Origin of the sequence: Streptomyces sp. NPDC090127 (genome assembly GCF_044746945.1) — a bacterium.
Classification (GTDB): Bacteria; Actinomycetota; Actinomycetes; order Streptomycetales; family Streptomycetaceae; genus Streptomyces.
In genome coordinates this window covers 363975-389292 of the sequence record NZ_JBIVDE010000004.1, presented here as the reverse complement: position 1 = coordinate 389292, position 25318 = coordinate 363975, and the positions used below count along the sequence as shown (strand labels likewise).

Here is a 25318-nt window from a genome sequence, read left to right as displayed (position 1 = left end):
CCCTGCCCCGGACACTCCCTAGACCAGGACTCCGGCGAGCAAGGAGGCCGTCAGCGCCGCGCCCTGTCTCGTCAGCACCGACTCGGGGTGGAACTGGACGCCGGCGAATCCCGGCCCGCGCAGCGCGTGGACCTCGCCGGTCTCCTCGTCGCGGCTCACCTCGATGCGGTGCAGCGCCAGTTCGGTGGCGGTCCGCTCGTCGCAGCGGGCCGCGAAGCTGTTGTAGAACCCGACCGTCTGCTCCTGCCCGAAGAGATCGATCCGCACCTGCGCCCCCTGGAACGGAGTGCGCTTGCGGACGATCTCCAGGCCCAGTTCGGCCGCGATCAACTCATGGCCGAGGCAGACGCCCAGCAGACCGTGCCGGTGGTCCCGTACGAGATCGGCCGTCAGCCCGCGCAGGAAACGCATCTTGGGGTCGGCCGCGTCGCTCGGGTCGCCCGGCCCCGGGCCCAGCACCACCGGGCCGTCGTGCGCGAGCGCCGACTCCCGCAGCCCGGGCTCGTCGTAGCGGACCACCGAGACCTCCAGACCCGAGGAGCGCAGCAGGTGGGCGAGCATCGCGGTGAACGTGTCCTCGGCGTCGACCACCAACGCGTGGCCCGTCAGCTCGGCGGACCTCACCTGCATCCGCAGCCAGAACGGAGCCAGGTCGGCCCGCCGGGCGTCCAGCGCCGCCCGTACCCGCGGATCGTCCGCGAGCTTGGGCGCCGGCACCGGCGACGCGTCGCGCGGCCGCCCCTCCCGTACGCCCAGGGCCGCGAGGACCCCCGCCGCCTTCGCGTGCGTCTCGGCGACCTCGCCCGCCGGGTCGGAGTGCCGCACCAGCGTGGCGCCGACCGGCACCCGCAGCCGTCCCGCCGCGTCGATGTCGGCGGTCCGGATCAGGATGGGGGAGTCCAGGGTCTGCGCGCCGTTCTCGTCCGTGCCGAGCAGGGCCAGCGCCCCCGCGTAGTAGCCGCGGCCGGTGGGCTCGTGCCGCTCGATGACGCGGCAGGCGTTCTGCACCGGCGAGCCGGTGACCGTCGCCGCGAACATCGTCTCCCGCAGCACCTCCCGTACGTCGAGGGAGGAGCGACCCCGCAACTCGTACTCGGTGTGCGCGAGGTGCGCCATCTCCTTGAGCCGCGGCCCGATCACCACCCCGCCCCGGTCGCCGACCGTGCACATCATCTTCAGCTCCTCGTCGACCACCATGGAGAGCTCCTCGGTCTCCTTGCGGTCCGCCAGGAACGTCAGCAGCTCCTCGGGGGTGGGGGCGGCCCCGGCCGGATAGCGGTACGTGCCGCTGATCGGGTTCATGACGACGGTCCCGCCGGCCATCCGCACATGCACCTCCGGGCTCGCGCCGACCAGGGTCCGCTCGCCGGTGTGGACGACGAAGGTCCAGTACGCGCCCCGCTCACCGGCCAGCAGCCGTCGGAAGAGCGCGAGCGCGTCGGCCCGCCCGAAGCCCGGGATCTCGCCGGTGAACGTCCGCCGGATGACGAAGTTGGCGCCCTCGCCCGCCCCGATCTCCTCCTCGATCACCCGCCGCACGGTCTCCGCGTACGCCGCGTCCGACACGTCGAACCCGCCGTCCTCCACCCGTACGTCATGGACCGGCAGCTGCTCCATCGCCGCGGCGAGCGGCAGCTCGTACGCCTCCCGCGCCACCAGGACGGAGAGCGGGGTGCCGTCGTCGCGGACGTCGAAGCCGCGCTCCCGGATCTGCCGGAAGGGCACCAGGGCGAGGGTCGGCAGGGCGCCGACGGGCAGGTCGGCCAGGCGTTCGGCCTCGTGGACCGGGCCGACCAGCACCTCGACGGTGTCGTGGTCGCGGCCGGGGGTGCGTCTGCGGAGCAGGGCGAAGGGCGGGCAGGAGTCGTCGAGGAGACGGGAGAGGTCCATGCGCGTGGGTCGTTCCTTCCGGGTGGGAGAGGATCGGCCCCGTGGAACGGAGAAGGCCGCCCTCTCGGGCGGCCTTCGTGCGTTCTGGGTGTACGCGCAGTCAGTGGGCCGCCGGAGGAGCGGTCCACCACCAGTTCTGGGTCGTCTGCGCGAACATGGCTGCACTGTAACGCAGCGGAGCGCGCGAGAGGGGCCCGGTTCACACCGTGGACGGTGCGAGCCGGGCCCCTCGGGCCCGCGGACGGATCAGAAGATCGTGTTGTAGATCTGCCAGCCCTTGCCCACCTGCGTGCGCGGCGCGTACGGAGCGGTGGCGCTGCCGGTGCCCTTGTAGAACCACAGGGTCCCGGTGGTGTCGCGAGCGATCAGGTCGACCCTGCCGTCGGCGTTGAGGTCGCTGGGTCCGACGAGCTGGTTGTAGGCCTGCCAGCCGCCGCCGACCTTGACGCGCGGGGCGAACGGAGCGGTGGTGCTGCCGGTGCCCTTGTAGAACCACAGGGTCCCGGCGGTGTCGCGGGCGATCAGGTCGGCCTTGCCGTCGGCGTTCAGGTCGCCGGTGGAGACGAGCTGGTTGTACCCCTGCCAGCCGGCGCCGACCTTGGTCCGCGTGGCGAACGGCACGGCCGGGTTGCCCGTGCCCTTGTAGAACCAGAGCACGCCGGACTTCTCGCGCGCTATCAGGTCGGGTATCTGGTCCCCGCTCAGGTCACGGGTGCCCAGGATCTTGTCGTAGACCTGCCAGCCGGCGCCGGTCTTCAGCCGGGCCTTGAACGGCGCGGAGGGGTTGCCGGTGGCCTGGTAGTACCAGAGGACTCCGGAGGCCTCCCGCGCCACCATGTCCCCGGTGCCGTCCGCGCGCAGCGCGGTCATCGGGGTGATGGCGTCGAACATGTTCCAGCCACTGCCGACGCGGTACCGGGTGAGGAACGGCGTGGTGGCGCTCCCGGTGCCCTGGTACTGCCAGAGCACGCCGGAGGCGTCACGGGCGAGGACGTTGTAGCGGTTGGTGGCGGTGACCGGGCCCACGGCCGGCGCCTCCACGATGTCGCTCTGCTTCACCCAGGTGATCTTGTGGTGGAAGCGGATCGGCACGAACAGCGTGCTGCCGATCACGTTCTTCTGGGCGGAGCCGAACCAGTCGTCACCCTTCACCGCCGGGCCGGCCTTCACATAGGCCTGGCCGGAGGCGAAGGTGAACTTCGTCAGGTGCGCGTTCTCGTCACCCGGCGCGGCGAGACCGGCGGTGGTGTACGCGGCGGTCTCCGGGAAGGAACGGCCGAAGACCTTGGCCGAGGTCGCCCCGGCCTTCACCTTCACGGTCGTGGCACCGGTCACCGGCACGGTGTACTGGCCGCCCGGGTTGTGGAACCAGGCCTTCTTGCCCGCGAACCAGATCGCCGTCCAGTCGTTCTGGGCCTCGGCGACGACATAGCTGCCACCGGCGCGCACCTTGTTGCCGTAGTTCGAGCCCTCGGTCCAGAGGGAGGAGAAGTACGGGTCCACCAGCGTCGAGGCGGTGGTCGAGGGCGACGTGTAGAGGTAGCCGAAGTTCGACGGGCGGGCCGGTACGGCCTTGGCGCCGGTGGTCAGCTTCGGCTGGTTCGCCGTGGTGAACGGCGGCACCACGCGCACGACCTGGCCGGCCTTGAGCAGACCGCCCGCGCCCTGGTCGCCCTGCGGGGCCCCCAGGAGCTTCATGTAGTAGTTCCAGTCCCAGTACGGGCCCGCGTCCCAGTGGAGCTTGGACAGTCCGGCGTCCGTCTGGAGCGCCACCTCGTCATGGCCGATGATGTGCTCGCGGTCCAGCGGCACGTTGTACTTCGCGGCCAGGAACTTCACGAGCTCGGCGGAGGACTGGTACTGGGACTCCGTGTACCAGCTGCCCTCCTTGATCGCGTAGCCCTCGTGCTCCACGCCGATGGCGTGCATGTTGTGGGTCCAGTTGCCCGCGTGCCACGCCAGGTGCTTGTTCTCGATCATCTGGGTGACGAGACCGTCGGCGGCGCGGATCAGGTAGTTCGCGCTGCCGGGGACGTCCGGGTTGGTGAGCGCCGCGAGCGAGCCGTCGTAGCCGCCCTCGGTGTCGTGGATGATGATCTGCCGGATGTCCACGCCCTGGTTGGGGCGGTCGCCGAGCGTGTAGTTGCGCTTGCCCGTGCTCGACGTGCGCGAGGGCACGAAGTTGCAGTTGAGGCCGGTGGGGCACTCGGGCGTCGGCGTGGCCGTCGTGGAGACGCGGCTCATGGCCAGCGGTACGTTCGCGGGCTTGTCCGGCACGACCGACGGGTCGGCCGGGAGGGCGACCTGCTCGCCGTCCAGGGTGAGCTCCCGCTCACCCGTCCTGATCGACTCGAAGACGCGCTTCGCGAAGAGGTCGGCGCCCTTCTTGTCGGGCGACTGGCTGTAGCGCGCGACCGCCGGGTACCACTCGCCCGGGTCGTCCGACAGCTCCGCGCCGGCCTGCTTCTGGTACTCCGCGAGCAGCGCCGCGCCCGCGCGGATGGACTCGGAGGAGTCGTTCTGGACGGCCTCGGTGGAGCTGTCGATCAGCTCGGCGGCCTTGTCCAGGGTGTGCAGCCGCGGGTCGTCGGTGTCGACGGCCGCGTTGGCCAGAATCTGACGCACCTTGGCGGGGTCGAACAACTTCTCGATCTCGGGCTTGCCGCTGCCGTTGAAGTGCTCGACGGCCTCTTCCGCGGCCTCGCCGGAATCGATGTCCTCCGGCTCCACCTTCGTCAGACCCATGACGTTGAACGCGCCGCTCGTGCTCGGCTCGCCGTCGTGCGACTCCCACCGCGTCTGGCGGTACGACACGGCCATCAGCACGCTCTGCGGCACGTCGAACTCGTCCGCCGCGGCCGCGAACTGTTCCTGGAGCGACGCGTCCCGGCCCCCCTTGCCGTCGGCCGCGCCCAGCATGCCCGGCGACGCGACGGCGATCGTGCCGATCGTCGCGGTGGCGACGACGGCCGCCGCCGCGCCGTACAGCAGCCGTTTCTTCTTGCGGTCCCTGCGGTGCCCTTGGCTCACGCCCACCCCTGTGAAGTATTTAGGCCTCAGATGTTTAAACGCGCGTGAGGGTAACACCATCCGAAGGTGTGAGGATCGTCGACGGACATTACGGGCGCGCGTCTCAGCCATTGGGCGGCGCGATGGACAGCGCGCCGGACACCGTAATGTGGTGGTTGTGACCGTGAACGCTAAGACCACCGCAGCCGGTGGCAACACCTGGCGAGACCTTCCCGCGGCGCAGCAGCCCGAGTACCCCGATGCCGAGGCTCTGCGCGATGTGATCGCGGACCTCGAGTCGTATCCGCCGCTCGTCTTCGCGGGCGAGTGCGATCAGCTGCGCGCCCGCATGGGAGCCGTCGCCCGGGGTGAGGCGTTCCTGCTGCAGGGCGGCGACTGCGCCGAGGCCTTCGACGCCGTCTCCGCCGAGCACATCCGCGCGAAGCTCAAGACGCTGCTCCAGATGAGCGCCGTCCTCACGTACGCGGCCTCCGTGCCCGTCGTCAAGGTCGGCCGCATCGCCGGGCAGTACTCGAAGCCCCGCTCCAAGGGGACCGAGACCCGTGACGGCGTGACCCTGCCGACGTACCGCGGCGACTCCGTCAACGGCTTCGACTTCGACGAGAAGTCCCGTATCCCGGACCCCGAGCGGCTGAAGCGGATGTACAACGCCTCCGCCTCCACGCTCAACCTGGTGCGCGCCTTCACCACCGGCGGCTACGCCGACCTGCGCCAGGTGCACGCCTGGAACCAGGACTTCGTGAAGTCGTCCCCGTCGGGTCAGCGCTACGAGCAGCTGGCGCGCGAGATCGACAACGCGCTCAGCTTCATGAAGGCGTGCGGCACCGACCCGGCCGAGTTCAAGGCCGTCGAGTTCTACGCCTCCCACGAGGCGCTGCTGCTCGACTACGAGGGCGCGCTCACGCGGACGGACTCGCGCACCGGCAAGCTGTACGACACCTCCGGCCACATGGTCTGGATCGGTGAGCGCACCCGGCAGCTCGACCACGCCCACATCGAGTTCGCCTCGCGGATCGCGAACCCGATCGGCATCAAGCTGGGCCCGACGACCTCGGTCGACGAGGCGCTGACCTACATCGACCGGCTCGACCCCGACCGCGAGCCCGGCCGGCTGACCTTCATCGTCCGCATGGGCGCCGACAAGGTCCGGGACAAGCTCCCGGAGCTTGTCGAGAAGGTCACCGCCTCCGGCGCGACCGTCGCCTGGGTCACCGACCCGATGCACGGCAACACCTTCGAGGCGGCCTCCGGCCACAAGACCCGGCGCTTCGACGACGTGCTCGACGAGGTCAAGGGCTTCTTCGAGGTCCACAAGAGCCTCGGCACCCACCCGGGCGGCATCCACGTCGAGCTCACCGGTGACGACGTCACCGAGTGCGTGGGCGGCGGCGACGAGATCTTCGTCGACGACCTGCACCAGCGCTACGAGACGGCCTGCGACCCGCGGCTCAACCGCAGCCAGTCCCTGGACCTGGCGTTCCTGGTGGCGGAGATGTACCGCGATCAGTAGGGAGCTTCCTACGACTGTGGGGCGCGGATCCTTGTGATCCGCGCCCCACATCATTTCCACAGCTTTACAGCTCACCGCCGCCGGGTAAGGTTAGGTTAGCCTTATCGATCCCGACGGGAGGTGAATCCGCGTGTACGTCTGCTCATGTTTCGGTGTCACCGAGAAGCAGGTCAAGGAGCACGCGGACGCGGGTGCCTGCACGCCCCGCCAGATCGCCTCGGCCTGCAAGGCCGGCACCGACTGCGGATCGTGTGTGCGACGCATCCAGGCCATCCTCGGGCGCGGCAACTGCCCGCGGCGGGAGCTGCTCGACCAGGGGATGCCCGCCCTCGCTGCTGAGTTCGCCGAGCCCGACGAGCTGTCCGAGGCCGCTTAGCCCCGGGGCCGCTTGGCCCCCGAGGTGTCGCGAGGTACCGCGAGCTAGCTCGGCTGCTCGATCAGCGTCGAGATGTAGAGCGCCTCACCGAGGTTCTCGATGAGCTCCAGCTGCGTGTCGAGGTAGTCGATGTGGTGCTCCTCGTCGGCGAGGATCTCCTCGAAGAGGTTGGCCGAGGTGATGTCGCCCTTGGTCCGCATGACCTCGATGCCCCGCTTGAGCCGGTCGATCGCCTCGACCTCCACCTGGCGGTCCGCCTCGAACATCTCGGTCACCGTCTGGCCGACGCGTACATGGAAGAGCCGCTGGTAGTTGGGCAGACCGTCCAGCATGAGGATGCGCTCGGTGAGCTTGTCCGCGTGCTTCATCTCGTCGATGGACTCTTCGCGGGTGTACTTGGCCAGCTTGGCCCAGCCCTTGTTGTCCTGGATGCGGTAGTGCAGCCAGTACTGGTTGATGGCCGTCAGCTCGCCGGTCAGCTGCTCGTTGAGGAACTCGAGGACCTCGGGGTCGCCCTGCATCGCAGAGGCTCCTTCCACGCATGTCTCAGTCGTGACTGGGCAGGATGGCCGCATCCTTGCACCACGGATGGGGGGCGTCCAGTAAGTACAGGCTTAGTGGGAGTTGCCCCAAACCAGCCGTGCTGGGGAGGTTGGCTGGTCATGACCACCCCTCGCGGTCTGTCACCATGGATGACATGGGTCAGCCGGAGAGCGGGGTACACCGGGAAGCAGGGCAGTCGGATCTTCCGCCGGGGCAGCGACTGCAGCGCGGCTGGCCGGTCACCCACTACGGCCCCGTCCCCAAGTTCAAGCCCGACCGCTGGGAGTTCCGGGTCTTCGGGGCCACGGCGGACGGCGACAAGCGGTGCTGGAACCACGAGGAGTTCTCGGCGCTGCCGTTCGCGACGGTCGTGGCCGATCTCCACTGCGTGACGAAATTCAGCATGCTCGGGGCCGAATGGGGTGGCGTGCCCGCCCGCACGATCCTGGATCTCGCCCCGCCGGCCGAGCAGGTCACGCACGTGATGGTGTGGGCCGAGTACGGCTTCAGCGCGAACCTGCGCCTCGCCGATTTCGCCTCCGACCAGACGATCTTCGCCACCCACAAGGACGGTGAGCTGCTCACCGCCGAGCACGGCTTCCCGCTGCGGCTCGTGGTGCCGCACCTGTACGCCTGGAAGGGGCCCAAGTGGGTCCGGGGCGTGGAGTACATGACCGCCGACCGCCGCGGCTTCTGGGAGGAGCGCGGCTATCACAACCTCGGCGATCCGTGGAAGGAACAGCGCTACTCGTACCAGGAGGAGCCGGGGGACGGACCGGAGCTCTGACTCCCGTGTCCGTGCCGCCGACTCCCGCGCCCGTACCCCCGGGGGGTCTCAGTGGTGGTACTGATGGACCACCGCGTGGCCCTTGCCGCGGCCGATCAGCCACTTGTTGACGGGTGTGGTGATCAGGAAGGCGACGAGGAAGGCGAAGGCCAGGGCCCCCCAGAAGAGCGCGTCCGAGAGGTGCGCGTCCATCGCGCCGGGGACCAGGAGCAGGACCCCGTTGTCGACGAGCTCCATGACGGTGATGGAGAGGGTGTCGGCGGCGAGCGCGACGCCGATGGCGGCCTTCAGACCCAGTCCCGCGCGGACGACGGCCCACAGGGTGAGTGAGTAGCCGAAGAAGAACGCCAGGGCGATGGCGAGGACCATCGTCGGGGCGTTGCCCCAGCCCAGCGCGGTGCCGATGATCATGCCGAGGACCTCGCCGATGGCGCATCCGGTCAGGCAGTGCAGGGTGGCCTTCATCGCCATCGACCAGCTGGCCTTGCCGGGAGCGTGACCGTGGCCTTCGTGGCCGTCGTGGCCGTCGTGGCCGTCGTGGTGCGCGTGCGGGTCGTGGTGGTCGGCGTGTGCGTCGTGCTGCATGGGTTCCCCCAAGGACCGATGGCGGTTCCTGCGTGCTTCACCAGGAACCGTATACCCCCCAGGGGTATTCCTCAACGGGAATCGGGAATCAGCCCCGGAGCTTCTTCAGCCGCTCCACGTCCGCCACGTGGCCTTCCTTCCCGCCGGGTGTCTCGATGATCAGCGGTACGCCGTCGGTCGCGTGGTGCCGCATGAGCTCGCGGAAGGGTTGCTCGCCGATGTGGCCCGCCCCGATGTTGGCGTGCCGGTCCTTGTGCGCGCCGACGACGTCCTTCGAGTCGTTGGCGTGGATCAGCTTCAGCCGCCCCTCGCCGACCGTCGCCACCAGCTGGTCCAGGGTCTGCGCCATGCCGTGCGGCCCGGTCAGGTCGTGGCCGGCCGCGAAGATGTGGCAGGTGTCGAGGCAGATCCCGAGCTTCGGATGGTGGTCGAGCGCGTCGAAGTACGGGCCCAGGTCCTCGGCGCGGGAGCAGAGCGAGAAGCCCTGCCCGGCCGTCGACTCCAGGAGCAGGAACGGGTCGTCCGGGTGCGTCAGCTCGTCGAGCAGCGGCCGCAGCCGCTCCCGTACCTGGGCCAGCGCCTCCGCGCGCGGACGGCCGCCGGTCGCCGAACCGGTGTGCACCACCACGCCCTTCGCCCCGATCTCCCGGCCGCGGCGCAGCGAGTGCCGGAGCGAGTCGACCGACTTCTCGACCGTGGCCTCGGTGTGGGAGCCGAAGTTGATCAGATACGGGGCGTGGACCCAGGCCGACAGGGACGCGGCCTCGCACCCGGCGCGGAACAGCTCGTCCTGTGCCGGATTGCCCACGGGCGTGGCCCAGCCGCGCGGGTTGGCGACGAAGACCTGGACGGCCTCCGCGCCCAGCTCGCGGGCGTAGCCGAGACCGACCGTGGCGAGGCCGCCGGCCACGGGGACATGGCCGCCGACGGGGTTGCGCATGAGTTCTTACAATCCCTTGATCTTGATGGTGACGGTGGAGCCCTCGGGGGCGGTGGAGCCGCCGTCGACGGACTGGCCGGAGACGGTGTCGCCGAGGAACGGGAAGGTCTTCTCGACCTTCACCTCGAAGCCCGCCTCCTCCAGCTTCGCGCGGGCGGAGTCGGTCGACTCGCCCGTCACGTCGGGGACCTCGATCATCCGGGGGCCCTTGGAGACGGTGAGGACGATCCGGTCGCCCCGGGCGGCCCGGCTGCCCTCCGCGAGCGACTGGGCGGCGACCGTGCCGGCCGGCTCGGCGGAGTGGATCTGCTCGCTCGCGACGTCCACCCTGAGGCCGGCCTCGCGGAGCGTGCGGGTGGCCTCGGAGACCGACGTGCCCGCCACGTCGGGGACGTCGATCGGGCGGCCCTTGCTGACCACCAGCGCCACGGCCGAGTCCGGACTGCGCTCGGTGCCGGCCTCCGGGTCGGAGCTGATCACGGCGCCCTGCGCGATGTCCTGGCTGAAGGCGTGCGTGACGAGACCGGCGGCCAGGCCCTCGTCGGCGAGCAACCGCCTCGCCTCCGCCAGCGGCTTCCCCTTGAGCCGGGGGACCTTCACGATCTCGGGGCCCCGGGAGAGGGTGAGCGTGACCGTGCCGTTGCCCCGGATCCGCTCGCCGGAGGCGGGATCGCTGGCCATGACCGTGCCGCGCTCGTACACGTCGCTGAACGCCCGGCGCGTCGTCCCGACGTCGAGCCCCGCGTCCGTGAGTCGCTGCGTCGCCTTCGCCTCGGTCTGGCCGAGGACGGCCGGGACGCGGGTGAACTGGCCGGAATTGATGTACCAGACGCCTCCGCCGATCCCCAGGGCGAGCAGCACGGCGGCGACGACGAGCAGCGGACCGCGCGTCAGCCGGCCGCCTTCCCGCAGGCCGCCGCCCCTGCGCCCGCGGTCCCGGTGCGTGGCCCGGCCCTCGGGCCGGAGCTCGACCGGGGGCGCGGTCAGCCGGCTGGTGTGCTGGACGGCGTGCTCGGTCTGGGGTCCCGCCTCGCGGGACACGAGCCGGGGGATCACGCTGGTCCGGTCCTCCGACCCCGTACGGTCCTCGGCGTGCGCCTGCGGCGGTACGGCGTCCAGCTGCCCGTCCGTGAGGGTCGCCCGGGCCTCCCGGGCCTGCGCGAGGAGCGCGACGCCGTCGTGCGGGCGGATCTCGGGGTTGCGGGCGGTGGCGCTCGCCACCAGCTCGTCCAGTTCGAAGGCGAGACCGGGCACGGCGGCCGAGGGGGCCGGCACGTCGGTGTTCAGGTGCTGGTAGAGGACCTGGGCGGGGGTGTCCCCGCCGTGCGGCTTGCCGCCGGTGAGCATCTCGTACAGGACGACGCCGCAGGCGTACACGTCGGCGCGGGTGTCCGCGGTGCCGTGCTCGATCTGCTCCGGCGCCAGGTACGAGACGGTGCCCAGGACCGAGCCCGTGGTGTGCGTGGCCGAGCCGACCGCCCGTACGAGACCGAAGTCGGCGACCTTCACCCGGCCGTCGTCCCCTATCAGGACGTTCTCCGGCTTCATGTCCCGGTGCACGAACCCGGCCCGGTGCGCGGCGCCCAGTGCGGCGAGCACCGGCTCCAGGATGTCGAGCGCGGCCCTCGGCTGGAGCGCCCCGCGCTCGCGCAGCACGTCGCGCAGCGTGCACCCGGCGACGTACTCCATGGCCAGATAGACGTACGCGCCGTCCGCGCCCTGGTCGAAGACGCCCACCACGTTCGGGTGGGAGAGCCGGGCGACGGACTTGGCCTCGCGGATGAACCGCTCGACGAACGCGGCGTCGGTGGCGAGGGCCGGGTGCATCACCTTGAGCGCGAGCACCCGGTCCAGGCGGGTGTCGACGGCCCGGTAGACCGTGGCCATCCCGCCGACGGCGACGCGCGCGTCGACGCGGTAGCGGCCGTCGAGCAGCTGCCCGACGAGGGGGTCCTGAAGGGTCGTGTCCACGGCCCCGAGTTTACGAGTCACCGCGGACACCCCGTCCCCACCGGCCCCGACCGCAGCACAGCTGTGACGCGACCCACGGCCCTCGGACCCCCGGCAGGCTCAGAACGCCGGGCGCTCCGGGTCCAGGGCCGCGCGGCCGTCCGTCGGCGAGGAGGCCTCCGCGAAGTGCCGGCGCGGGATCCGGCCCGCCCGGTGGGCCAGGCGGCCCGCCTCCACGGCGTGCCGCATGCCCTCGGCCATCAGGACCGGGTCCTGCGCCCGGGTCACCGCGGAGGCGAGCATGACCGCCGAGCAGCCCAGCTCCATCGCAAGCGCGACGTCCGATGCCGTTCCGGCCCCCGCGTCCAGGATCACCGGCACGCCCGCGCGCTCGACGATCAGCTGGAAGTTGTGCGGGTTGCGGATGCCGAGGCCGGAGCCGATCGGGGAGCCGAGTGGCATGATCGCCGCGCACCCCACGTCCTCCAGTTTCCGGGCGAGGACCGGGTCGTCGTTGGTGTAGGGCAGGACGACGAAGCCGTCGTCCACCAGGGTCTCGGCCGCGTCGAGGGTCTCGACCGGGTCCGGCAGGAGGGTCCGCTCGTCGGCGATGACCTCCAGCTTGATCCAGTCGGTGCCGAGCGCCTCCCGGGCCAGGCGTGCGGTGAGGATCGCCTCGCCCGCGGTGAAGCAGCCCGCCGTGTTCGGCAGGACGCGGATCGAGAGCCGCTCCAGGACGGAGAGGACGGAGCCCCGCACGGTCGGGTCGAGGCGCCGCATGGCGACGGTCGTCAGCTCCGTGCCGCTGACGGCCAGCGACCGTTCGAGGACGTCCAGGCTCGGCGCCCCGCCGGTGCCGAGGATGAGGCGGGAGGAGAACTCCGTACCGCCGAGGAGGAAGGTGTCGTCGGACATCGTGCTCAGCCTCCCTGGACGGCGGTGAGGACCTCGACCCGGTCGCCCTCGCCGAGGACGGTCGCGGACCACTGGCCGCGCGGGACGACGGTCTCGTTGACGGCCGCCGCCACGCCGGACGGCGCCGCCGTCAACGTGGTGACCAGGGCGTCGAGAGTCGTGGGCACGGTGAGGACGCGCGCCTCGCCGTTGACGGAGACGTTCGTGACGGGCGCGGCCGAGGGTGTGGGCGAGGGCGCGGGATGCGCGGCGTTCGGGGAGACGTTCATGCGGGCTGCTCCTGACGTACGGGGGAGAAGCGGCGGGGAGTGAAGGGGCGGGCCTCGTCCGGAAGCGCGCCGGTGGCGAGGTACTCGGCCATGACATCGCCGGTGACGGGCGTGAGCAGGACGCCGTTGCGGTAGTGCCCGGTGGCGAGGCGCAGGCCGTCCAGGGCGGTCGGGCCGAGGAGCGGGGCGTTGTCCGGCGACCCGGGGCGCAGGCCGGCCAGGGTCTCGGTGAGCGGCAGCTCGGTGAGGCCGGGGACGAGCTCGTGGGCGTCGCGGAGCAGCTCGTAGACCCCGCCCGCCGTGACGGTGGTGTCCCAGCCCAGCTCCTCGCTCGTCGCGCCGACCACCAGCTCGCCGTTCGCGCGCGGGACGAGGTAGACGTGGCTGCCGCGCACGACCGCCCGGACGGTGCGGGAGAGGAACGGCGCGTACCCGGGCGGCACGGTGAGCCGCAGCACCTGTCCCTTGACGGGACGCACGGGCGGCAGGACCTCCGGCGGTACGCCGGCGAGCCGGCCGCTCAGGCTGCCCGCGGCCAGCACGACCTGGTCCGCCTCCAGCGGGCCGCCGTCGGCGACGGTGACGCCCGTGGCCCGGTCCCGGACCACCGTCAGCCGCTCGGCGAGGCCCCGGTGGAAGACCACCCCGGCGCGCTCGCAGGCGGTGACGAGCGCGGCGGCGAGGCGGCGCGGATCGACCTGGTGGTCGCCGTCGACCCGCAGCCCGCCGCGCACCCCCGGGGCCAGCATCGGCTCCAGGCGGCGGCAGTCGCGCCCGCTCAGCCACTCCGACTCCAGGCCGGAGCGGAGCTGCAGGGCGTGCAGTTCGCGCAGATGGGCCCGGTCGTCGGCGTCGAGCGCGACGGCGAGCGTGCCGCAGGCGCGGTAGCCGACGTCCTGGCCCGTGGCGTCCTGGAGCTCCTCGACGAAGGCGGGGTAGCGGCGCGCGGAGGCGAGGTTGAGGGCGAGCAGCATCTCCTCGCCGTAGTGGAGTTCGGTGACGGCGGCCAGCATCCCGGCCGCCACCCGGGCGGCCCCACCGCCCGGCTCGGGGTCGACGACCGTGGTGCGCAGCCCGCGCTGCGCGGACCGCCAGGCCGTGACCAGACCGATGATTCCGCCCCCGACGACGAGAACGTCCGAGGTACTGCATGTACGCGACATGGGCGTCCAGCCCCTCCCTTCGCCGGCATGACCCGGATCAGGTTCGTACGGTCGGAGGCCGGTCAGCCTCCCTCTCAGCCCGGTGCGTCCGGGCTCCCGCGAGTGCTCTACGTTGACCGTCAGCCTAACCCCCGTGTCCGACGCCCAGTAAGGGAGCCTCCGCAGTGGCCCGCCCCCCTGTCTCCCACGACCACCCGCGACCGGCCTGTCGATCCCTCGACGGTCTGACGTTCGCCCCCGTCGCCGACCAGGCCCCCGGTCAGGTCGGGACGCGGACCCGGTTCACGTACCACGAGGAGGACGGCCGGATCTGGGCCGAGTACGCGGGCGGTGACATCGTGCGGGGGTATCTCGTCGGCACGCGCGCGGGGGACCGGCTCGACTTCCGTTATGTCCAGGCGAAGCAGGACGGAACGACATCTTCCGGGCATTGCGTCTCCACCGTGGTGGAGCTCACTGACGGGCGCGTTCGGCTGGAGGAGAGCTGGGCATGGGAGTCCCAGGAGGGCTCCGGGACCAGCGTCGTGGAGCAGCTGCCTTCCTGACGGTGCGTCAGATCGTTAAGGTGATCGGGTGAGCGAGCAGAAGCAGGCACAGCAACGGGTCGTGGTCGTGGGCGCCGGGATGGCAGGCGTCCAGACCGCCGTCGCCCTGCGCGAACAGGGCTTCGCGGGACAGGTCACGCTCATCGGGGCCGAGCCGCATCAGCCCTACGACCGGCCGCCCCTCTCCAAGGCCGTCCTCCTCGGCAAGGCCGAGGACTCCGCCTTCGACGTCGACTTCGAGGCGCTCTCCATCGAGCTGCGCCTCGGCCTCGACGTCACCGGCCTGCGCGCCGACGCCCACGAGATCGACACCGAGGCCGGACCCGTCCCGTACGACGTCCTGGTCGTCGCCACCGGCGCCGAACCCGTCACCCTGCCCGGCACCGAGGGCGTCCCCGGGGTCCACCTGCTGCGCACCCTGGACGACGCCGCCCGCCTCAAGCCCGTCCTGGAGAGCCGCCACGACATCGTCGTGGTCGGCGCCGGCTGGATCGGGGCCGAGTTCGCCACCGCCGCCCGCGAGGCGGGATGCGCGGTCACCGTCGTGGAGGCCGCCGACCGCCCGCTCGCCGGCGCGCTGCCCGCCGACGTCGCCGCCCCGATGGCCCGCTGGTACGAGGAGAGCGGCACCGAACTCCTCACCCACGCGCGCGTGGACCGGGTCGAATCCGGCACGGTCGTCCTGGCCGACGGCCGACGGCTGCCCGCCGACGCGGTGGTCGTCGGCATCGGCGCCCGGCCCGCCACCCGCTGGCTCGCCGACTCCGCCATCGCCCGGGACGCGGGCGGCTCCGTCACCGCCGACGACCGGCTGCGCACCTCCCTGCCCGACGTGTACGCCGTCGGCGACTGCGCCTCCTTCCCCTCCGCCCGCTACGGCGCCCGGCTCCTCGTCCACCACTGGGACAACGCGCTCCAGGGGCCCCGGACCGTCGCGGCCGACATCATCGGCGAGACGCCGCAGGTCTACGACCCGGTGCCGTACTTCTGGTCCGAGCAGTTCGGCCGGTTCGTGCAGTACGCCGGACACCACGGCGGAGCCACCGAGCTGGTCCGCCGGGGCGACCCGGCCGACCCCGCCTGGTCCGTGCTCTGGCTGCGCGACGGCGTCCTCGTCGCCCTCCTCGCCGTCGGCCGCCCCCGCGACCTTGCCCAGGGTCGCAAGCTGATCGAGTCCGGCGCGCGGGTCGACCCCGGGCGCGCCGCCGATCCGGCCGTCCCGCTGAAGGCGGCAGTCCTCTGAGCCCTGTCGTCCGGATCGGGCCGGGCGCCTGAGCCGGCCGTCCGGATCGGGCCGGGCGCCTGAGCCGGCCGTCCGGATCGGGCCGGGCGTCGGCGTCCCGGGACCGACGAGACACCCCGCCGGGCCCGACTACCGACTGTCAGTCCGGGATGGCAGGCTTGTCCTGTGACCGAGATTGACGCAAGAACCGATGCTCTCGTCCCCGCCTGGCTCTATCTCCCCGACATCGCGGAAATGCTCGATGTCGAGGTGACGCGCGTACGGCAGCTGGTCAAGGAGGGCCAGCTCATCGCCGTACGACGCGGCGAGAACAAGGCGCTTCAGGTGCCCGCCGCCTTCATCGACGGCGACAAGGTGGTCAAGGGCCTCTCCGGCACCCTGACCCTCCTGAAGGACGACGGCTTCACCGACGAAGAGATGCTGGAGTGGCTCTTCACTCCCGACCCGAGCCTGCCGGGCACGCCCGCGCAGGCCCTCAGCGAGAATCGCGGCACGGAGGTGAAGCGCCGCGCCCAGGCGCTCGCCGTCTGACGCACACGCACCGAAGACACCACAGGAGGCCCCTGGGGGCCGGGTCCGCCCGGCCCCCTCGGACCGCCACACCCAACGGGGGGATCCACCCATGTCCACGCCTCGCGCCCAGCTCGCCGACGCCCGGCTCTACCTCTGCACGGACGCCCGCAGGCGCCAGGGCGACCTGCCGGCGTTCCTCGACGCCGTGCTCTCCTCCGGCGTGGACATCGTGCAGCTGCGCGACAAGGGCATGGAGGCGGCCGAGGAGCTGGAGCACCTCGCCGTCCTCGCCGAGGCCTGCCGCCGCCACGGCAAGCTGCTCGCCGTGAACGACCGGGCGGACGTCGCCCACGCCATCGGCTCCGACGTGCTGCACCTGGGCCAGGGCGACCTGCCGGTCCCCGCCGCCCGCGCCATCCTCGGCCGGGACGTGCTCGTCGGCCGGTCCTGCCACACCGAGACCGAGGTGGACGCGGCCGCCGCCGAGCCGGGCGTCGACTACTTCTGCACCGGCCCCTGCTGGCCCACCCCCACCAAGCCCGGCCGGTACGCCCCCGGCCTCGGCCTCGTGCGCCACGCGGCCGCTCTGGGGCAGGACCGCCCCTGGTTCGCCATCGGCGGCATCGACGAGACCACCCTCGACGAGGTCCTGGACGCGGGCGCCCGGCGGATCGTCGTCGTCCGCGCGATCACCGAGGCCGACGACCCTGCCGCGGCCACGGCCCGCCTGGCCAAGCGGGTCCGCGAGCGCGTCGCGTAACGGCCGAAGGGCGCCGGGGCGGGGCCCCGGCGGGCACCGACGGGCCGCCCGGGAAAGTGTCCAGAACGGTGTCCATCACTCGGACAGCGCTTCGTCGGCCGCAGCACCCCGTCTAACCTGCCCGTATGGCCCTAGGTACCGCTTCCACCCGCTCGGACCACGCCCGCACGGTCCGCGAGATCCTCGCGTCCGGCAAGCCGTCGTACTCGTTCGAGTTCTTCGCGCCGCGCACCGAGAAGGGTGAGCGGAGCCTCTGGAACGCCCTGCGGCGGGTCGAGGCGGTCGGCCCTAGCTTCGTCTCCGTGACCTACGGTGCCGGCGGTTCCACGCGCGGTGGCACGGTCAAGGCCACCCAGAAGATCGCCGGCGACACCACCCTCACCCCCGTGGCCCACCTCACCGCCGTCGACCACTCGATCGCCGAGCTGCGCAACGTCCTCGGGCAGTACGCCGACGCCGGCATCCGCAACATGCTCGCGCTGCGCGGCGACCCGCCGGGCGACCCGCTGGGGGACTGGATCGAGCACCCCGAGGGCGTCCTGTACGCCGCCGACCTCGTCCGGCTGATCAAGGAGTCCGGCGACTTCTGTGTGGGCGTCGCCGCCTTCCCGGAGATGCACCCGCGCTCCACCGACTGGGACACGGACATCCGTCACTTCGTGGACAAGTGCCGGGCCGGGGCGGACTACGCCATCACCCAGATGTTCTTCGACCCCGAGAACTATCTGCGGATGCGCGACAGCGTGGTGAAGGCCGGCTGCGAGACGCCGATCATCCCCGAAATCATGCCCGTTGTTAACGTGAAGACCCTCGACCGGCTGCCTCAGCTGAGCAACGCTCTCTTCCCGTCGGACGTGAAAGACCGCATCCTCGCCGTCAAGGACGATCCGGCCGCTGTACGCTCCATTGGCATCGAGTTCGCGACGGAGTTCTGCGCGCGGCTGCTCTCCGAGGGTGTCCCCGGACTGCACTTCATCACGCTGAACAACTCCACCGCGACGCTGGAGATCTACGAGAATCTCGGACTGCACGTGCAGTCGTGACCGGCGTACCCGCCCCAGACCCGCGGCGGTGGCCGTAGGAGAGGGGCGGGCATGGGGTGGACGGTCCTCTACATCGCGTTCGGTGTCGTGGCGTTGTGGCTGCTGGGTGAGGTGCTCCTGCAGTACAAGGCGAGGCTGCGCTGGCGCGTCCTCGCCTTCTGCGGCTTCCTCGGGGTCGTCCTCGGTGTGCTGCTGCCCTCCGTCGCGGTGATCGTCGTGGGCGCGGTGGCCTTCGCCGTCGGCCAGACCTATGTGACCCTCTCCTTCCGCCGCGGCTTCTCCACCGGCTGGGCGATCGGCGGCAGCCCCGGCGCGAGCCGCCGCCGCAAGTCCGCCCCGCCCGCCGAGACCGGCCCCACGCTGGAGGTCAGCGACCTCTCCTACGAGCCGGTCGACGCCACCTCCGTCGAGCCCACGGACGTGTACGAGCCCCAGCCGATGCCCGACGACACCGGCCAGTACGGCGTCTACACCCCCGCGTACGACCACTCCCAGGCCCACCCCGAGACCTCGCAGCACTCCTACGGGACCTACGACGACGGCGGTTACGGCGGCTACGAGCAGCACCCGGGGTACGCGCAGCAGCCCGGGTACGACCAGCCGGCCTACGACTACGACAGCGGCCGGCAGCAGTACGCCGCCTACTCCGACCCGTACATCGGCCCGAGCATGGAGGGCCAGCAGTACGCCGCGTACGACTACTCCACCGGCGGCCAGCAGCCCCACGTGGACCCGTACGCGCCGTCGTACAGCTACGACACGCCCCCCGGCGGGGTGTGGGTGCCGCACCAGCGGGACGGCGAGCAGCCCGCCCAGCCGCCGCAGGGCCAGGATTTCTACGGCCACGACAACGACCAGCAGTACCGCTACTAGCCGCTCGGGTGGCCGCCGGTCCTACCGGGCCGCCCGGCCTGCGGGAGCCCGGGCTTCGAGAGGGGAGTCCCGGTCTGCGGGAGGCCGGGCCTCCGGGAGCCGGCCTACCGGGAGTCCCGGCCTAACGGGAGTCCCGCCCTACCGTGAGCCGCGGAAGTCGTCGCCCTCCACGATCAGACCGGCGACCAGGGCGCCCGACATGCCCGCGTGGGCCAGGCCGCCGCCCGGGTGGGACCAGCCGCCCGCGACGTACAGGCCCGGCAGCGGGGAGCGGTTGGCCGCCGGGAGGTAGCGGCCCCGGCCACCCGCGAGCGCGGGCCCGGGGACCCCGGCCGCGCCCGTCTCCCGCAGGGTGTCCTCGGGCGTGCGGACCTCCTGCCAGAGCAGCCGCTCGCGGAGCCCCGGCACGGCGGCCTCCGCAGCCGTGACCATCGAGCGGGCGAACTCCGCCCAGTCGTCCCGCGGATGCGGCCGCACCGTCGCGGAGAGCGTCGCTGACTCGTGGTCGCCGTCGGGGCGCAGCGCCGGATCGTCCGGCCGCAGCACGGTCACCGTCGGCCGGCCCCCGGCCGCGTGGACCACCGTGCGGTGAGCGGCCCCGGCCTCGCGCGCCCCGCGCAGGGCCAGACACACCGTCACCCGGCCCGGCACGTCCGTCCGGTACGCGGGCCCCTCGTCCTGGTGCTCCCGGGCGACGACCCGCTCCGCGTGGAGCGCGGGCACGGGCGCCCCGGCGACCACGTGGTCGGCCGCCACGATCTCGCCGCCCGCGAGCTCCACCCCGGCCGCCCGGCCGTCCTTCTCCACGACCGACGTGACGGGGGTGTCGAGGACGAACTCCACCCGCCGCTTCCGGCACCGCTCGTACACCGCGTCGGCGAGCGCCCTGATGCCGCCGCTCACGTACCAACTCCCGAAGGTCTGCTCCATGTACGGCAGGACGGCGGCCGAGGCGGGCGCGACGGCCGGGTCGAAGCCGTACGCCCAGGCGTACGCGTCGAGGAGCGCGACGAGCCGGGGGTCGCGCAGCTCCCGCGCCCCGACCTGCGCCAGCGTGGTCGTCGGGCGCCGCAACAGACCGGCCTTCAGGGCCGGGTACGGCTCTCGGGCGAGCGGGGAGGTGTCCCCGGCCTGCGGCTCCTCGAGGAGCGGGCGGCGCGTGCGGTCCCAGGCCTCGCGGGCCCGGACCAGGAAGTCGCCCCAGCGCTCGCCCGCACCCGCGCCGAGGGCCGCGTCCAGGGCGGAGACGGTGCCCGCACGCGAGGCGTTCGGCAGGTCCACGCGGGTGCCGTCGGCGAAGACATGACGGCTCGCCGGATCCACCTGCGTCAGCTCGACGAGGTCCTCCAGGGGCTCCTTGCCGGTCTTGACGAACAGATCGCGGTAGACCGCGGGCAGGTGCAGCAGCCCGGGGCCGGTGTCGAAGCCGAACCCGTCCCGCTCGAAGCGGCGCACCGCACCGCCGTACGTCCCGCCGCGCTCGAACACCGTCACCCGGTGGCCCGCCACGGCCAGCCGGGCGGCCGCCGCCATGGCGCCCATCCCGGCGCCGATCACCACAATCCGTGCCATGTCAGTGACCCTATCGGCCGCCACCGACAGCCCGGCCGACTGCCCGGCCGACAGCCCGGTCGGTCGGCCCTGCCCGGCTCGGGCGCGTTGGTCAGTCGGGCGGGGCCGCGTCCCTGGCCGCCCCCGTCGCGGCGAGGCGGCGCTCCTCCCGGCGTTGTGCCCGGCGGCGCAGGAAGCGGCGGATGCGGTGGGCGAGGAAGAGCAGTATCACCAGGCCGAGCACGAGCAGGACGGCCGCGATGATCGCCGCCGCCTGCGGGTTGAACATCGCGAAGGTGATGATCCCGGCGACGCCGAGGTCCTCCGCGGTGCTCATCGCGACGTTGGAGAACGGTTCCGGCGAGGTGTTGATCGCCATCCGCGTCCCGGCCTTGACGAAGTGGCTCATCAGGGCCGTCGAGCCGCCGACCGCGCCCGCCGCCAGGTCGGAGAGCGAACCGGACTGCCCGGCGAGCAGGGCGCCGACCACGGCGCCCGCCACCGGCCGGACGACGGTGTGGACGGAGTCCCAGACGGAGTCGACGTACGGGATCTTGTCCGCCACGGCCTCGCAGAGGAAGAGCACCCCGGCGGCGATCAGGACGTCGGTGCGCTGGAGCGACTCGGGGACCTCGTCGGTGAGACCGGTCGCGCCGAAGATGCCGAGCAGGAGGACCACCGCGTAGGCGTTGATCCCGCTCGCCCAGCCGCTGGTGAAGACCAGGGGGAGTACGGACACGCCCGCGATCGTAACCAGGTCTAGGTATCCGTACCTAGACGACGAGATGAGTAGGTACGCGGATGGGCTCCCACCTGCGAGGACGAGAGAGTGGAGTCCACGGAAGGGGCGCGGCTCCGGGACCGCCGACACGGGGTGGCGGAACGGGGCCGCGCGCCTGCCGGAACGGGGGTGCACGGGGGCACGGGGGTGCACGGGGGTGCAGAAAGGCGAACGGCGAGGCTCGGGGGGATCGAGCCTCGCCGTTCGTGGTGCGCGCGCGTGCGTGTCGCGACGTCCGGGGGTTCGGCGTTCGGGCGCGGTCGACGCGCGCGACGCCGGCGCCCGCTGGATCAGCGCCCGCTCACGCGCCCGTGCAGCAGCCGGGACAGGGCGCTGTGGACGTCGTCGAGCGAGCGCTCCCGCTGGAAGGCCTGCCAGTCCAGGGCGGCCACCAGGACCATCCCGACCAGCGCCGCCGCCGTCAGCGGAATGTCGATCTCCGCGCTCAGCTCGCCCTCGTCGACGCCCTCGCGCAACACGTCCTCCACCACCGCGACCGCCTGCTGGCGGACCACCAGGAGGGTCGAGTTCCAGGCCCGGTTGGTGCGCCAGAGCTCGGCCACGTACAGCTGGGTGAAGGCCGGGTAGCGGTCGATGAAGACCAGGCCGGCCCGGATCATCGCGTCCAGTGCGTCGACCCGGCTCCCGCCCCGCTCCGCCGTCTCCTCCGCCGCCGTCCGCAGGGAGGCGGTGAGCAGGCTGACGCCGTGCCGCAGCAGCTCCTCGAAGAGCTCGGTCTTGCTCTTGAAGTTGTAGTAGACCGTCCCCTTGGCGACGCCCGCGCGCTCGGCGATCTCGTCCACCGTCGTCGCCGAGAAGCCCTGCTCGGCGATGAGCGTGACGGCGGCCTCGTAGAGCTTCGCGCGCGTGGCCTGGCGTCTGGTGCTGCTGCTGTCCATGGGCTCGATTCTCACAGGTTCCTGAGGTCTCACAGGCTCAGATCGGGGTGCAGCCGGTCGAGCGTCCAGACCTGCTTGCGGCGGGCCGACACGGCCGTCAGCGCGAGCGCCCCGAGCGTGAACGCGGCCAGCACCGCGCAGGCCTGCCACACCGGTCCGATCCCGCCGCCCGAGATCAGTCTGCGCAGCGACTCGACCACGTAGCTCATCGGCAGGAAGGGATGGATCGCGTTGAAGAAGCCGGGGCTGGTCTGCACGGGGTACGTACCGCCCGCCGAGGTCAGCTGGAGCATCAGGACGGCGAGCACCAGGATCCGGCCGGCCGCGCCGAAGCGGGCGTTGAGCCACTGGATGATCGCGGCGAAGCAGCAGGTCACCAGGGCCAGGAAGCCGACCGTGCCGGCGGCCCTGGTCATCTGCAGTCCGAGCCCCCAGTGCAGGACCGACATCAGCGCGGCGACCTGGAGCAGCCCGATGGCCGCGACGGGCAGCCAGCCGGCCAGGGCGATCCGCCAGGCGGAGGCGCCGGCGGCGAGCGCGCGCCGGTTGAGCGGCTGGATCAGCATGTACGCCACCATCGCGCCGACCCAGAGGGAGAGCGGGATGAAGTACGGGGCGAAGCCGGTGCCGTAGTTGGGTGCCTTGTGGAGCGACTGGGAGGCCAGTTCGACGGGGTCGGCCATGACCTCCGTACGCCGGTCGCGGTCGTCCTTGTCGTAGTCGGGGATCTTGGTGACCCCGTCCTTCAGGCCGGTCGCCAGCTCGCCCGATCCGTCGGCCAGCTTGAACAGACCGCCGTCGAGTTCCCCGGCGCCCTTCTTGAGCTTGCCGACCCCGGTGTCGAGCGTGACCGAGCCGGTCTTCGCGGTCGTGAGGCCCGTGTGGAGTTCGTCGGCGCCCTTGGCGACCTTCTGGGCGCCCTCGTTCAGCTTGTTGATCTTCTTGACGGCGCCTTCGAGGTCGTCGTCCAGGTGCGGTGCGGCCTTGGCCAGTTCGGCGGACTGCTTCTGGACGGCGGCCAGCCGGGTGTCGAGCTGCTTCAGGTCGCCGTTGCTGTCCTTGGACAGCTCGTGGAGGTCGTCGGCGACCTTGGCCACGTCGTCGGCCGAGACCTTCGCCTCCTTGAGGGCCTCGCAGGTCCTGGCGTCGGGCAGCGGGTTGTCGACGCACTCCTTCTTGTGGAGGGCCTCCAGCTTGTCGTCGGCCAGGTGCGCGGCGCTCCGGGCGAGCGGTGCGCGCCGGACGACGTCGGCCAGGTCGTGCCGGACGGCCGTGGCCGCGTCACCGACCAGCCGGGCGGTGTCGCCGATCGCCTTGCCGTTGTCCTTCAGGTACGGGCGGACCTTGTCGGCCGTCCCGTTGACCTTGGCGGCGAGCTCCTTCGTGCCGGCGGCGACCTGCCCCGAACCGGTCTTCAACTGCCCCGCGCCGGTGTCGAGCTTCTTCAGGCCGGTGGCCAGGTTCCCGCTGCCGGTCTTGGCGTCCTTCAGGCCGTCGGCCAGGTCCTTGGAGCCCTTCTTGGCCTTGTCCACACCGTTCTTGAGGTCCCCCGCGCCCTTGGCCGCCTCGGCGGTGGCGTCGTGGATGTCCGAGAAGGAGATGAAGATCTTGTCCAGGAAGGAGCGCGAGGACTTGGTGGAGGCGGCGGTGCGGACCTCGGAGAAGACCGTCCGCGAGATCTGCCCGACGATGTAGTTGTTGGCGTCGTTCGTGCGGACCCGCAGCGCACCGGTCTCGGGGGAGTCGCCCGAGCTGGAGGCGATCCGGGAGCTGAAGTCGGCGGGCATGGTCAGCGACAGGTAGTACGTGCCGTCCTCCACGCCCTCGCGGGCCTCGGCGTCGCTCACCTGGTGCCAGTCGAAGACCTTGCTGTCCAGCAGGTTCTCGGTGATGTCGGCGCCGGCGTCGATCTTCTTGCCGTCGGCGGTGGCGCCCTTGTCCTCGTTGACGAGCGCGACGGGTATCCGGTCGAGCCTGCTGTACGGGTCCCAGAAGGACCACAGGTACAGGGCGCCGTACAGCAGTGGCAGCAGCAGGATCGCGACGAGCGCGGCACGCGGCAGCTTCCCCCTGCCGAACCGCTTCAGCTCAAGCGCGGCCAGTTTCGGCGAGCGCATCGGCTTCCCCCTCCTCGGTCGTGTCGTCGGTGGCTTCTGTGGCTTCGGGGTCTGCCGCAGCCTCGGGGTCCGCCGTGGGTCCAGTGGTTTCCGTGGCTTCCCCGGCGTCGGCCTCTTCGGCGTTCGCGGCCTCTTCGGCGTTCGCGGCTTCGGCCTCTTCGGCCTCGCGTGGCGCGGTGGTGATCGTCAGGGCGTCCCCGGGGGCCTCGCTGCACACGGCGAGCACGGTCGTGCCCGCGTCGGCGATCGAGCGCAGCAGGGCCCAGGCCTCGGCGCGGTCGGCGGTCGAGAGCTTGAGGTCGGTGTCGTCGAGGGCGAGCAGGCGGGGCCGGCCGATCAGGGCCAGGGCCACGGAGAGGCGCAGGGCCTCCAGGCGCTCCAGATCGCGTACGGAGGTCCGCTCGGCCTTCGGCAGGGTGCCCAGGTCGAGCCCGGCGGTCTCCAGGGCCGCGTCGATCCGCGCCCTGGTGGCGGCGGCGCGCTCGCCGGGCGGCCGGAACAGGGCCCGGACGGAGCCGTCGTAGCGGCGCTGGAGCAGGGCGCGCTCACGCAGGTGCTCGGCGACGGTGAGGGACGGGTCGAGGTCGCTGACCCCGGGCACCGGGCCGAGCGCGCTGATCCGGCGTACGGCGGCCATCCGGCGGGGCAGCGGGAGCCCGGCGACCTCGGCGTGGCCCTCGTGGGGCTTCATCCGGCCGGTCAGCGCGAGCAGCAGACAGGTGCGCCCCGAACCGGACGGGCCCTCGATCGCGACGAGCGCGCCGGGTTCGGCGCGCAGGCCGACCTCGCGGAAGACCCAGCCGCGCGGTCCCTTCAGCCCGAACCCGTCCGCGACGACGGCGGCGCCGTGCGGCTCCTCCGGCTTCGCTTCCACCGGTCACCCCCACTTTCCCCTTTTGAACTGACCAGTCAGTGCAAAAACCTACCCCGGGGCGACGTTCTCGGCAAAACCGCAGGTCAGCCGGATTGTCAGTGGTGCCCTTCACGATGGACACATACGGACACAGAGCCGTCACACGACGACAGGAGGCTCGT

General features: G+C 72.0%; 24 protein-coding genes and 1 riboswitch. Of the genes, 9 read left to right on the top strand and 15 right to left on the bottom strand.

Annotated elements, in window-relative coordinates:
- Positions 1–18: 18 nt before the first annotated feature.
- The 3 genes from ACIPPS_RS17345 to ACIPPS_RS17335 form a co-directional block, all read right to left on the bottom strand.
- Positions 19–1890, bottom strand: coding sequence for an anthranilate synthase family protein (locus tag ACIPPS_RS17345; protein WP_401432302.1), 1872 nt, complete (start codon positions 1888–1890; stop codon positions 19–21).
- 100 nt (positions 1891–1990) lie between these two features.
- Positions 1991–2047 carry a trp operon leader peptide gene (locus ACIPPS_RS17340; protein WP_401433111.1) on the bottom strand — a complete coding sequence of 19 codons (57 nt, stop codon included), beginning with the start codon at positions 2045–2047 and terminating at the stop codon, positions 1991–1993.
- Between the two features lie 89 nt (positions 2048–2136).
- Positions 2137–4920: an N-acetylmuramoyl-L-alanine amidase gene (locus tag ACIPPS_RS17335; RefSeq protein ID WP_401432299.1), complete on the bottom strand. Its 2784-nt coding sequence runs from the start codon at positions 4918–4920 to the stop codon at positions 2137–2139.
- Between the two features lie 157 nt (positions 4921–5077).
- On the opposite strand from ACIPPS_RS17335, the gene ACIPPS_RS17330 reads away from it, so the two are divergent.
- Positions 5078–6430, top strand: a complete 1353-nt coding sequence (locus ACIPPS_RS17330) for a class II 3-deoxy-7-phosphoheptulonate synthase (RefSeq protein ID WP_401432296.1) — start codon at positions 5078–5080, stop codon at positions 6428–6430.
- A 130-nt stretch (positions 6431–6560) separates the two neighbouring features.
- Positions 6561–6806, top strand: a complete 246-nt coding sequence (locus tag ACIPPS_RS17325; RefSeq protein ID WP_401432293.1) for a bacterioferritin-associated ferredoxin — start codon at positions 6561–6563, stop codon at positions 6804–6806.
- 44 nt (positions 6807–6850) lie between these two features.
- Here ACIPPS_RS17325 and bfr read toward each other — a convergent pair whose 3' ends face one another.
- Positions 6851–7327 carry a bacterioferritin gene (gene bfr, locus ACIPPS_RS17320; RefSeq protein ID WP_401432291.1) on the bottom strand — a complete coding sequence of 159 codons (477 nt, stop codon included), beginning with the start codon at positions 7325–7327 and terminating at the stop codon, positions 6851–6853.
- Between the two features lie 176 nt (positions 7328–7503).
- Between bfr and ACIPPS_RS17315 the strand changes: the two genes are divergently transcribed.
- Positions 7504–8136 (top strand): sulfite oxidase-like oxidoreductase, encoded by a 633-nt coding sequence (locus tag ACIPPS_RS17315; protein WP_401432288.1) that lies wholly within the window; start codon positions 7504–7506, stop codon positions 8134–8136.
- Between the two features lie 48 nt (positions 8137–8184).
- Here the strand turns inward: ACIPPS_RS17315 and ACIPPS_RS17310 are convergent, their stop codons facing one another.
- From ACIPPS_RS17310 to thiO, 6 genes are all read right to left on the bottom strand, one after another.
- A complete protein-coding gene (locus ACIPPS_RS17310) occupies positions 8185–8721 on the bottom strand; it encodes a DUF4396 domain-containing protein (protein ID WP_401432285.1) in 537 nt (178 codons plus the stop codon).
- Between the two features lie 88 nt (positions 8722–8809).
- Positions 8810–9661, bottom strand: coding sequence for a deoxyribonuclease IV (locus ACIPPS_RS17305; protein WP_401432282.1), 852 nt, complete (start codon positions 9659–9661; stop codon positions 8810–8812).
- Between the two features lie 6 nt (positions 9662–9667).
- Positions 9668–11632 carry a Stk1 family PASTA domain-containing Ser/Thr kinase gene (gene pknB / locus ACIPPS_RS17300; RefSeq protein ID WP_401432279.1) on the bottom strand — a complete coding sequence of 655 codons (1965 nt, stop codon included), beginning with the start codon at positions 11630–11632 and terminating at the stop codon, positions 9668–9670.
- A gap of 99 nt (positions 11633–11731) precedes the next feature.
- Positions 11732–12526 (bottom strand): thiazole synthase, encoded by a 795-nt coding sequence (locus tag ACIPPS_RS17295; RefSeq protein WP_401432276.1) that lies wholly within the window; start codon positions 12524–12526, stop codon positions 11732–11734.
- 5 nt (positions 12527–12531) lie between these two features.
- Positions 12532–12795, bottom strand: coding sequence for a sulfur carrier protein ThiS (gene thiS / locus ACIPPS_RS17290; protein WP_401432273.1), 264 nt, complete (start codon positions 12793–12795; stop codon positions 12532–12534).
- On the bottom strand, positions 12792–13958 hold the full coding sequence (thiO, locus tag ACIPPS_RS17285) for a glycine oxidase ThiO (RefSeq protein ID WP_401432270.1): 1167 nt from the start codon (positions 13956–13958) through the stop codon (positions 12792–12794). Before thiO ends, thiS begins: the two co-directional genes overlap by 4 nt.
- A riboswitch (TPP riboswitch) is annotated at positions 13956–14068 on the bottom strand. It overlaps the preceding gene by 3 nt.
- Before the next feature lie 54 nt (positions 14069–14122).
- On the opposite strand from thiO, the gene ACIPPS_RS17280 reads away from it, so the two are divergent.
- The 6 genes from ACIPPS_RS17280 to ACIPPS_RS17255 all read left to right on the top strand — a co-directional run bounded on the left by ACIPPS_RS17280 (position 14123) and on the right by ACIPPS_RS17255 (position 18935).
- Positions 14123–14503 carry a hypothetical protein gene (locus ACIPPS_RS17280; protein WP_401432267.1) on the top strand — a complete coding sequence of 127 codons (381 nt, stop codon included), beginning with the start codon at positions 14123–14125 and terminating at the stop codon, positions 14501–14503.
- 28 nt (positions 14504–14531) lie between these two features.
- Entirely contained in the window at positions 14532–15746 is a 1215-nt protein-coding gene (locus ACIPPS_RS17275) for an NAD(P)/FAD-dependent oxidoreductase (RefSeq protein ID WP_401432264.1), read from the top strand.
- A 165-nt stretch (positions 15747–15911) separates the two neighbouring features.
- Positions 15912–16277 carry an Rv2175c family DNA-binding protein gene (locus ACIPPS_RS17270; RefSeq protein WP_383562399.1) on the top strand — a complete coding sequence of 122 codons (366 nt, stop codon included), beginning with the start codon at positions 15912–15914 and terminating at the stop codon, positions 16275–16277.
- Between the two features lie 91 nt (positions 16278–16368).
- Positions 16369–17019, top strand: a complete 651-nt coding sequence (gene thiE / locus ACIPPS_RS17265) for a thiamine phosphate synthase (RefSeq protein ID WP_401432261.1) — start codon at positions 16369–16371, stop codon at positions 17017–17019.
- A gap of 125 nt (positions 17020–17144) precedes the next feature.
- Positions 17145–18062, top strand: a complete 918-nt coding sequence (gene metF / locus ACIPPS_RS17260) for a methylenetetrahydrofolate reductase [NAD(P)H] (RefSeq protein ID WP_401432258.1) — start codon at positions 17145–17147, stop codon at positions 18060–18062.
- A 51-nt stretch (positions 18063–18113) separates the two neighbouring features.
- Positions 18114–18935: a hypothetical protein gene (locus ACIPPS_RS17255; protein ID WP_401432255.1), complete on the top strand. Its 822-nt coding sequence runs from the start codon at positions 18114–18116 to the stop codon at positions 18933–18935.
- 138 nt (positions 18936–19073) lie between these two features.
- Here ACIPPS_RS17255 and ACIPPS_RS17250 read toward each other — a convergent pair whose 3' ends face one another.
- The 5 genes from ACIPPS_RS17250 to ACIPPS_RS17230 form a co-directional block, all read right to left on the bottom strand.
- A complete protein-coding gene (locus ACIPPS_RS17250; protein WP_401432252.1) occupies positions 19074–20507 on the bottom strand; it encodes a phytoene desaturase family protein in 1434 nt (477 codons plus the stop codon).
- A 91-nt stretch (positions 20508–20598) separates the two neighbouring features.
- A complete protein-coding gene (locus ACIPPS_RS17245) occupies positions 20599–21225 on the bottom strand; it encodes a DUF4126 domain-containing protein (protein WP_401432249.1) in 627 nt (208 codons plus the stop codon).
- Positions 21226–21557: 332 nt separating this feature from the next.
- Positions 21558–22166, bottom strand: coding sequence for a TetR/AcrR family transcriptional regulator (locus ACIPPS_RS17240; RefSeq protein ID WP_401432246.1), 609 nt, complete (start codon positions 22164–22166; stop codon positions 21558–21560).
- 29 nt (positions 22167–22195) lie between these two features.
- A complete protein-coding gene (locus ACIPPS_RS17235; RefSeq protein ID WP_401432243.1) occupies positions 22196–24283 on the bottom strand; it encodes a YhgE/Pip family protein in 2088 nt (695 codons plus the stop codon).
- The gene (locus tag ACIPPS_RS17230; RefSeq protein ID WP_401432240.1) at positions 24255–25157 is read right to left on the bottom strand and encodes an ATP-binding cassette domain-containing protein; all 903 of its coding nucleotides are present in this window, start codon (positions 25155–25157) and stop codon (positions 24255–24257) included. Before ACIPPS_RS17230 ends, ACIPPS_RS17235 begins: the two co-directional genes overlap by 29 nt.
- Positions 25158–25318 lie beyond the last annotated feature (161 nt).

Bases quoted from the DNA above. Each gene is read 5' to 3' on its own strand.
- ACIPPS_RS17250 (WP_401432252.1), bottom strand. From the start codon at position 20,507: ATGGCACGGATTGTGGTGATCGGCGCCGGGATGGGCGCCATGGCGGCG.
- metF (WP_401432258.1), top strand. From the start codon at position 17,145: ATGGCCCTAGGTACCGCTTCCACCCGCTCGGACCACGCCCGCACGGTC.
- ACIPPS_RS17255 (WP_401432255.1), top strand. From the start codon at position 18,114: ATGGGGTGGACGGTCCTCTACATCGCGTTCGGTGTCGTGGCGTTGTGG.
- ACIPPS_RS17315 (WP_401432288.1), top strand. From the start codon at position 7,504: ATGGGTCAGCCGGAGAGCGGGGTACACCGGGAAGCAGGGCAGTCGGAT.
- ACIPPS_RS17305 (WP_401432282.1), bottom strand. From the start codon at position 9,661: ATGCGCAACCCCGTCGGCGGCCATGTCCCCGTGGCCGGCGGCCTCGCC.
- thiS (WP_401432273.1), bottom strand. From the start codon at position 12,795: ATGAACGTCTCCCCGAACGCCGCGCATCCCGCGCCCTCGCCCACACCC.
- ACIPPS_RS17345 (WP_401432302.1), bottom strand. From the start codon at position 1,890: ATGGACCTCTCCCGTCTCCTCGACGACTCCTGCCCGCCCTTCGCCCTG.
- thiO (WP_401432270.1), bottom strand. From the start codon at position 13,958: ATGTCGCGTACATGCAGTACCTCGGACGTTCTCGTCGTCGGGGGCGGA.
- ACIPPS_RS17310 (WP_401432285.1), bottom strand. From the start codon at position 8,721: ATGCAGCACGACGCACACGCCGACCACCACGACCCGCACGCGCACCAC.
- thiE (WP_401432261.1), top strand. From the start codon at position 16,369: ATGTCCACGCCTCGCGCCCAGCTCGCCGACGCCCGGCTCTACCTCTGC.
- ACIPPS_RS17240 (WP_401432246.1), bottom strand. From the start codon at position 22,166: ATGGACAGCAGCAGCACCAGACGCCAGGCCACGCGCGCGAAGCTCTAC.
- ACIPPS_RS17295 (WP_401432276.1), bottom strand. From the start codon at position 12,526: ATGTCCGACGACACCTTCCTCCTCGGCGGTACGGAGTTCTCCTCCCGC.
- ACIPPS_RS17235 (WP_401432243.1), bottom strand. From the start codon at position 24,283: ATGCGCTCGCCGAAACTGGCCGCGCTTGAGCTGAAGCGGTTCGGCAGG.
- bfr (WP_401432291.1), bottom strand. From the start codon at position 7,327: ATGCAGGGCGACCCCGAGGTCCTCGAGTTCCTCAACGAGCAGCTGACC.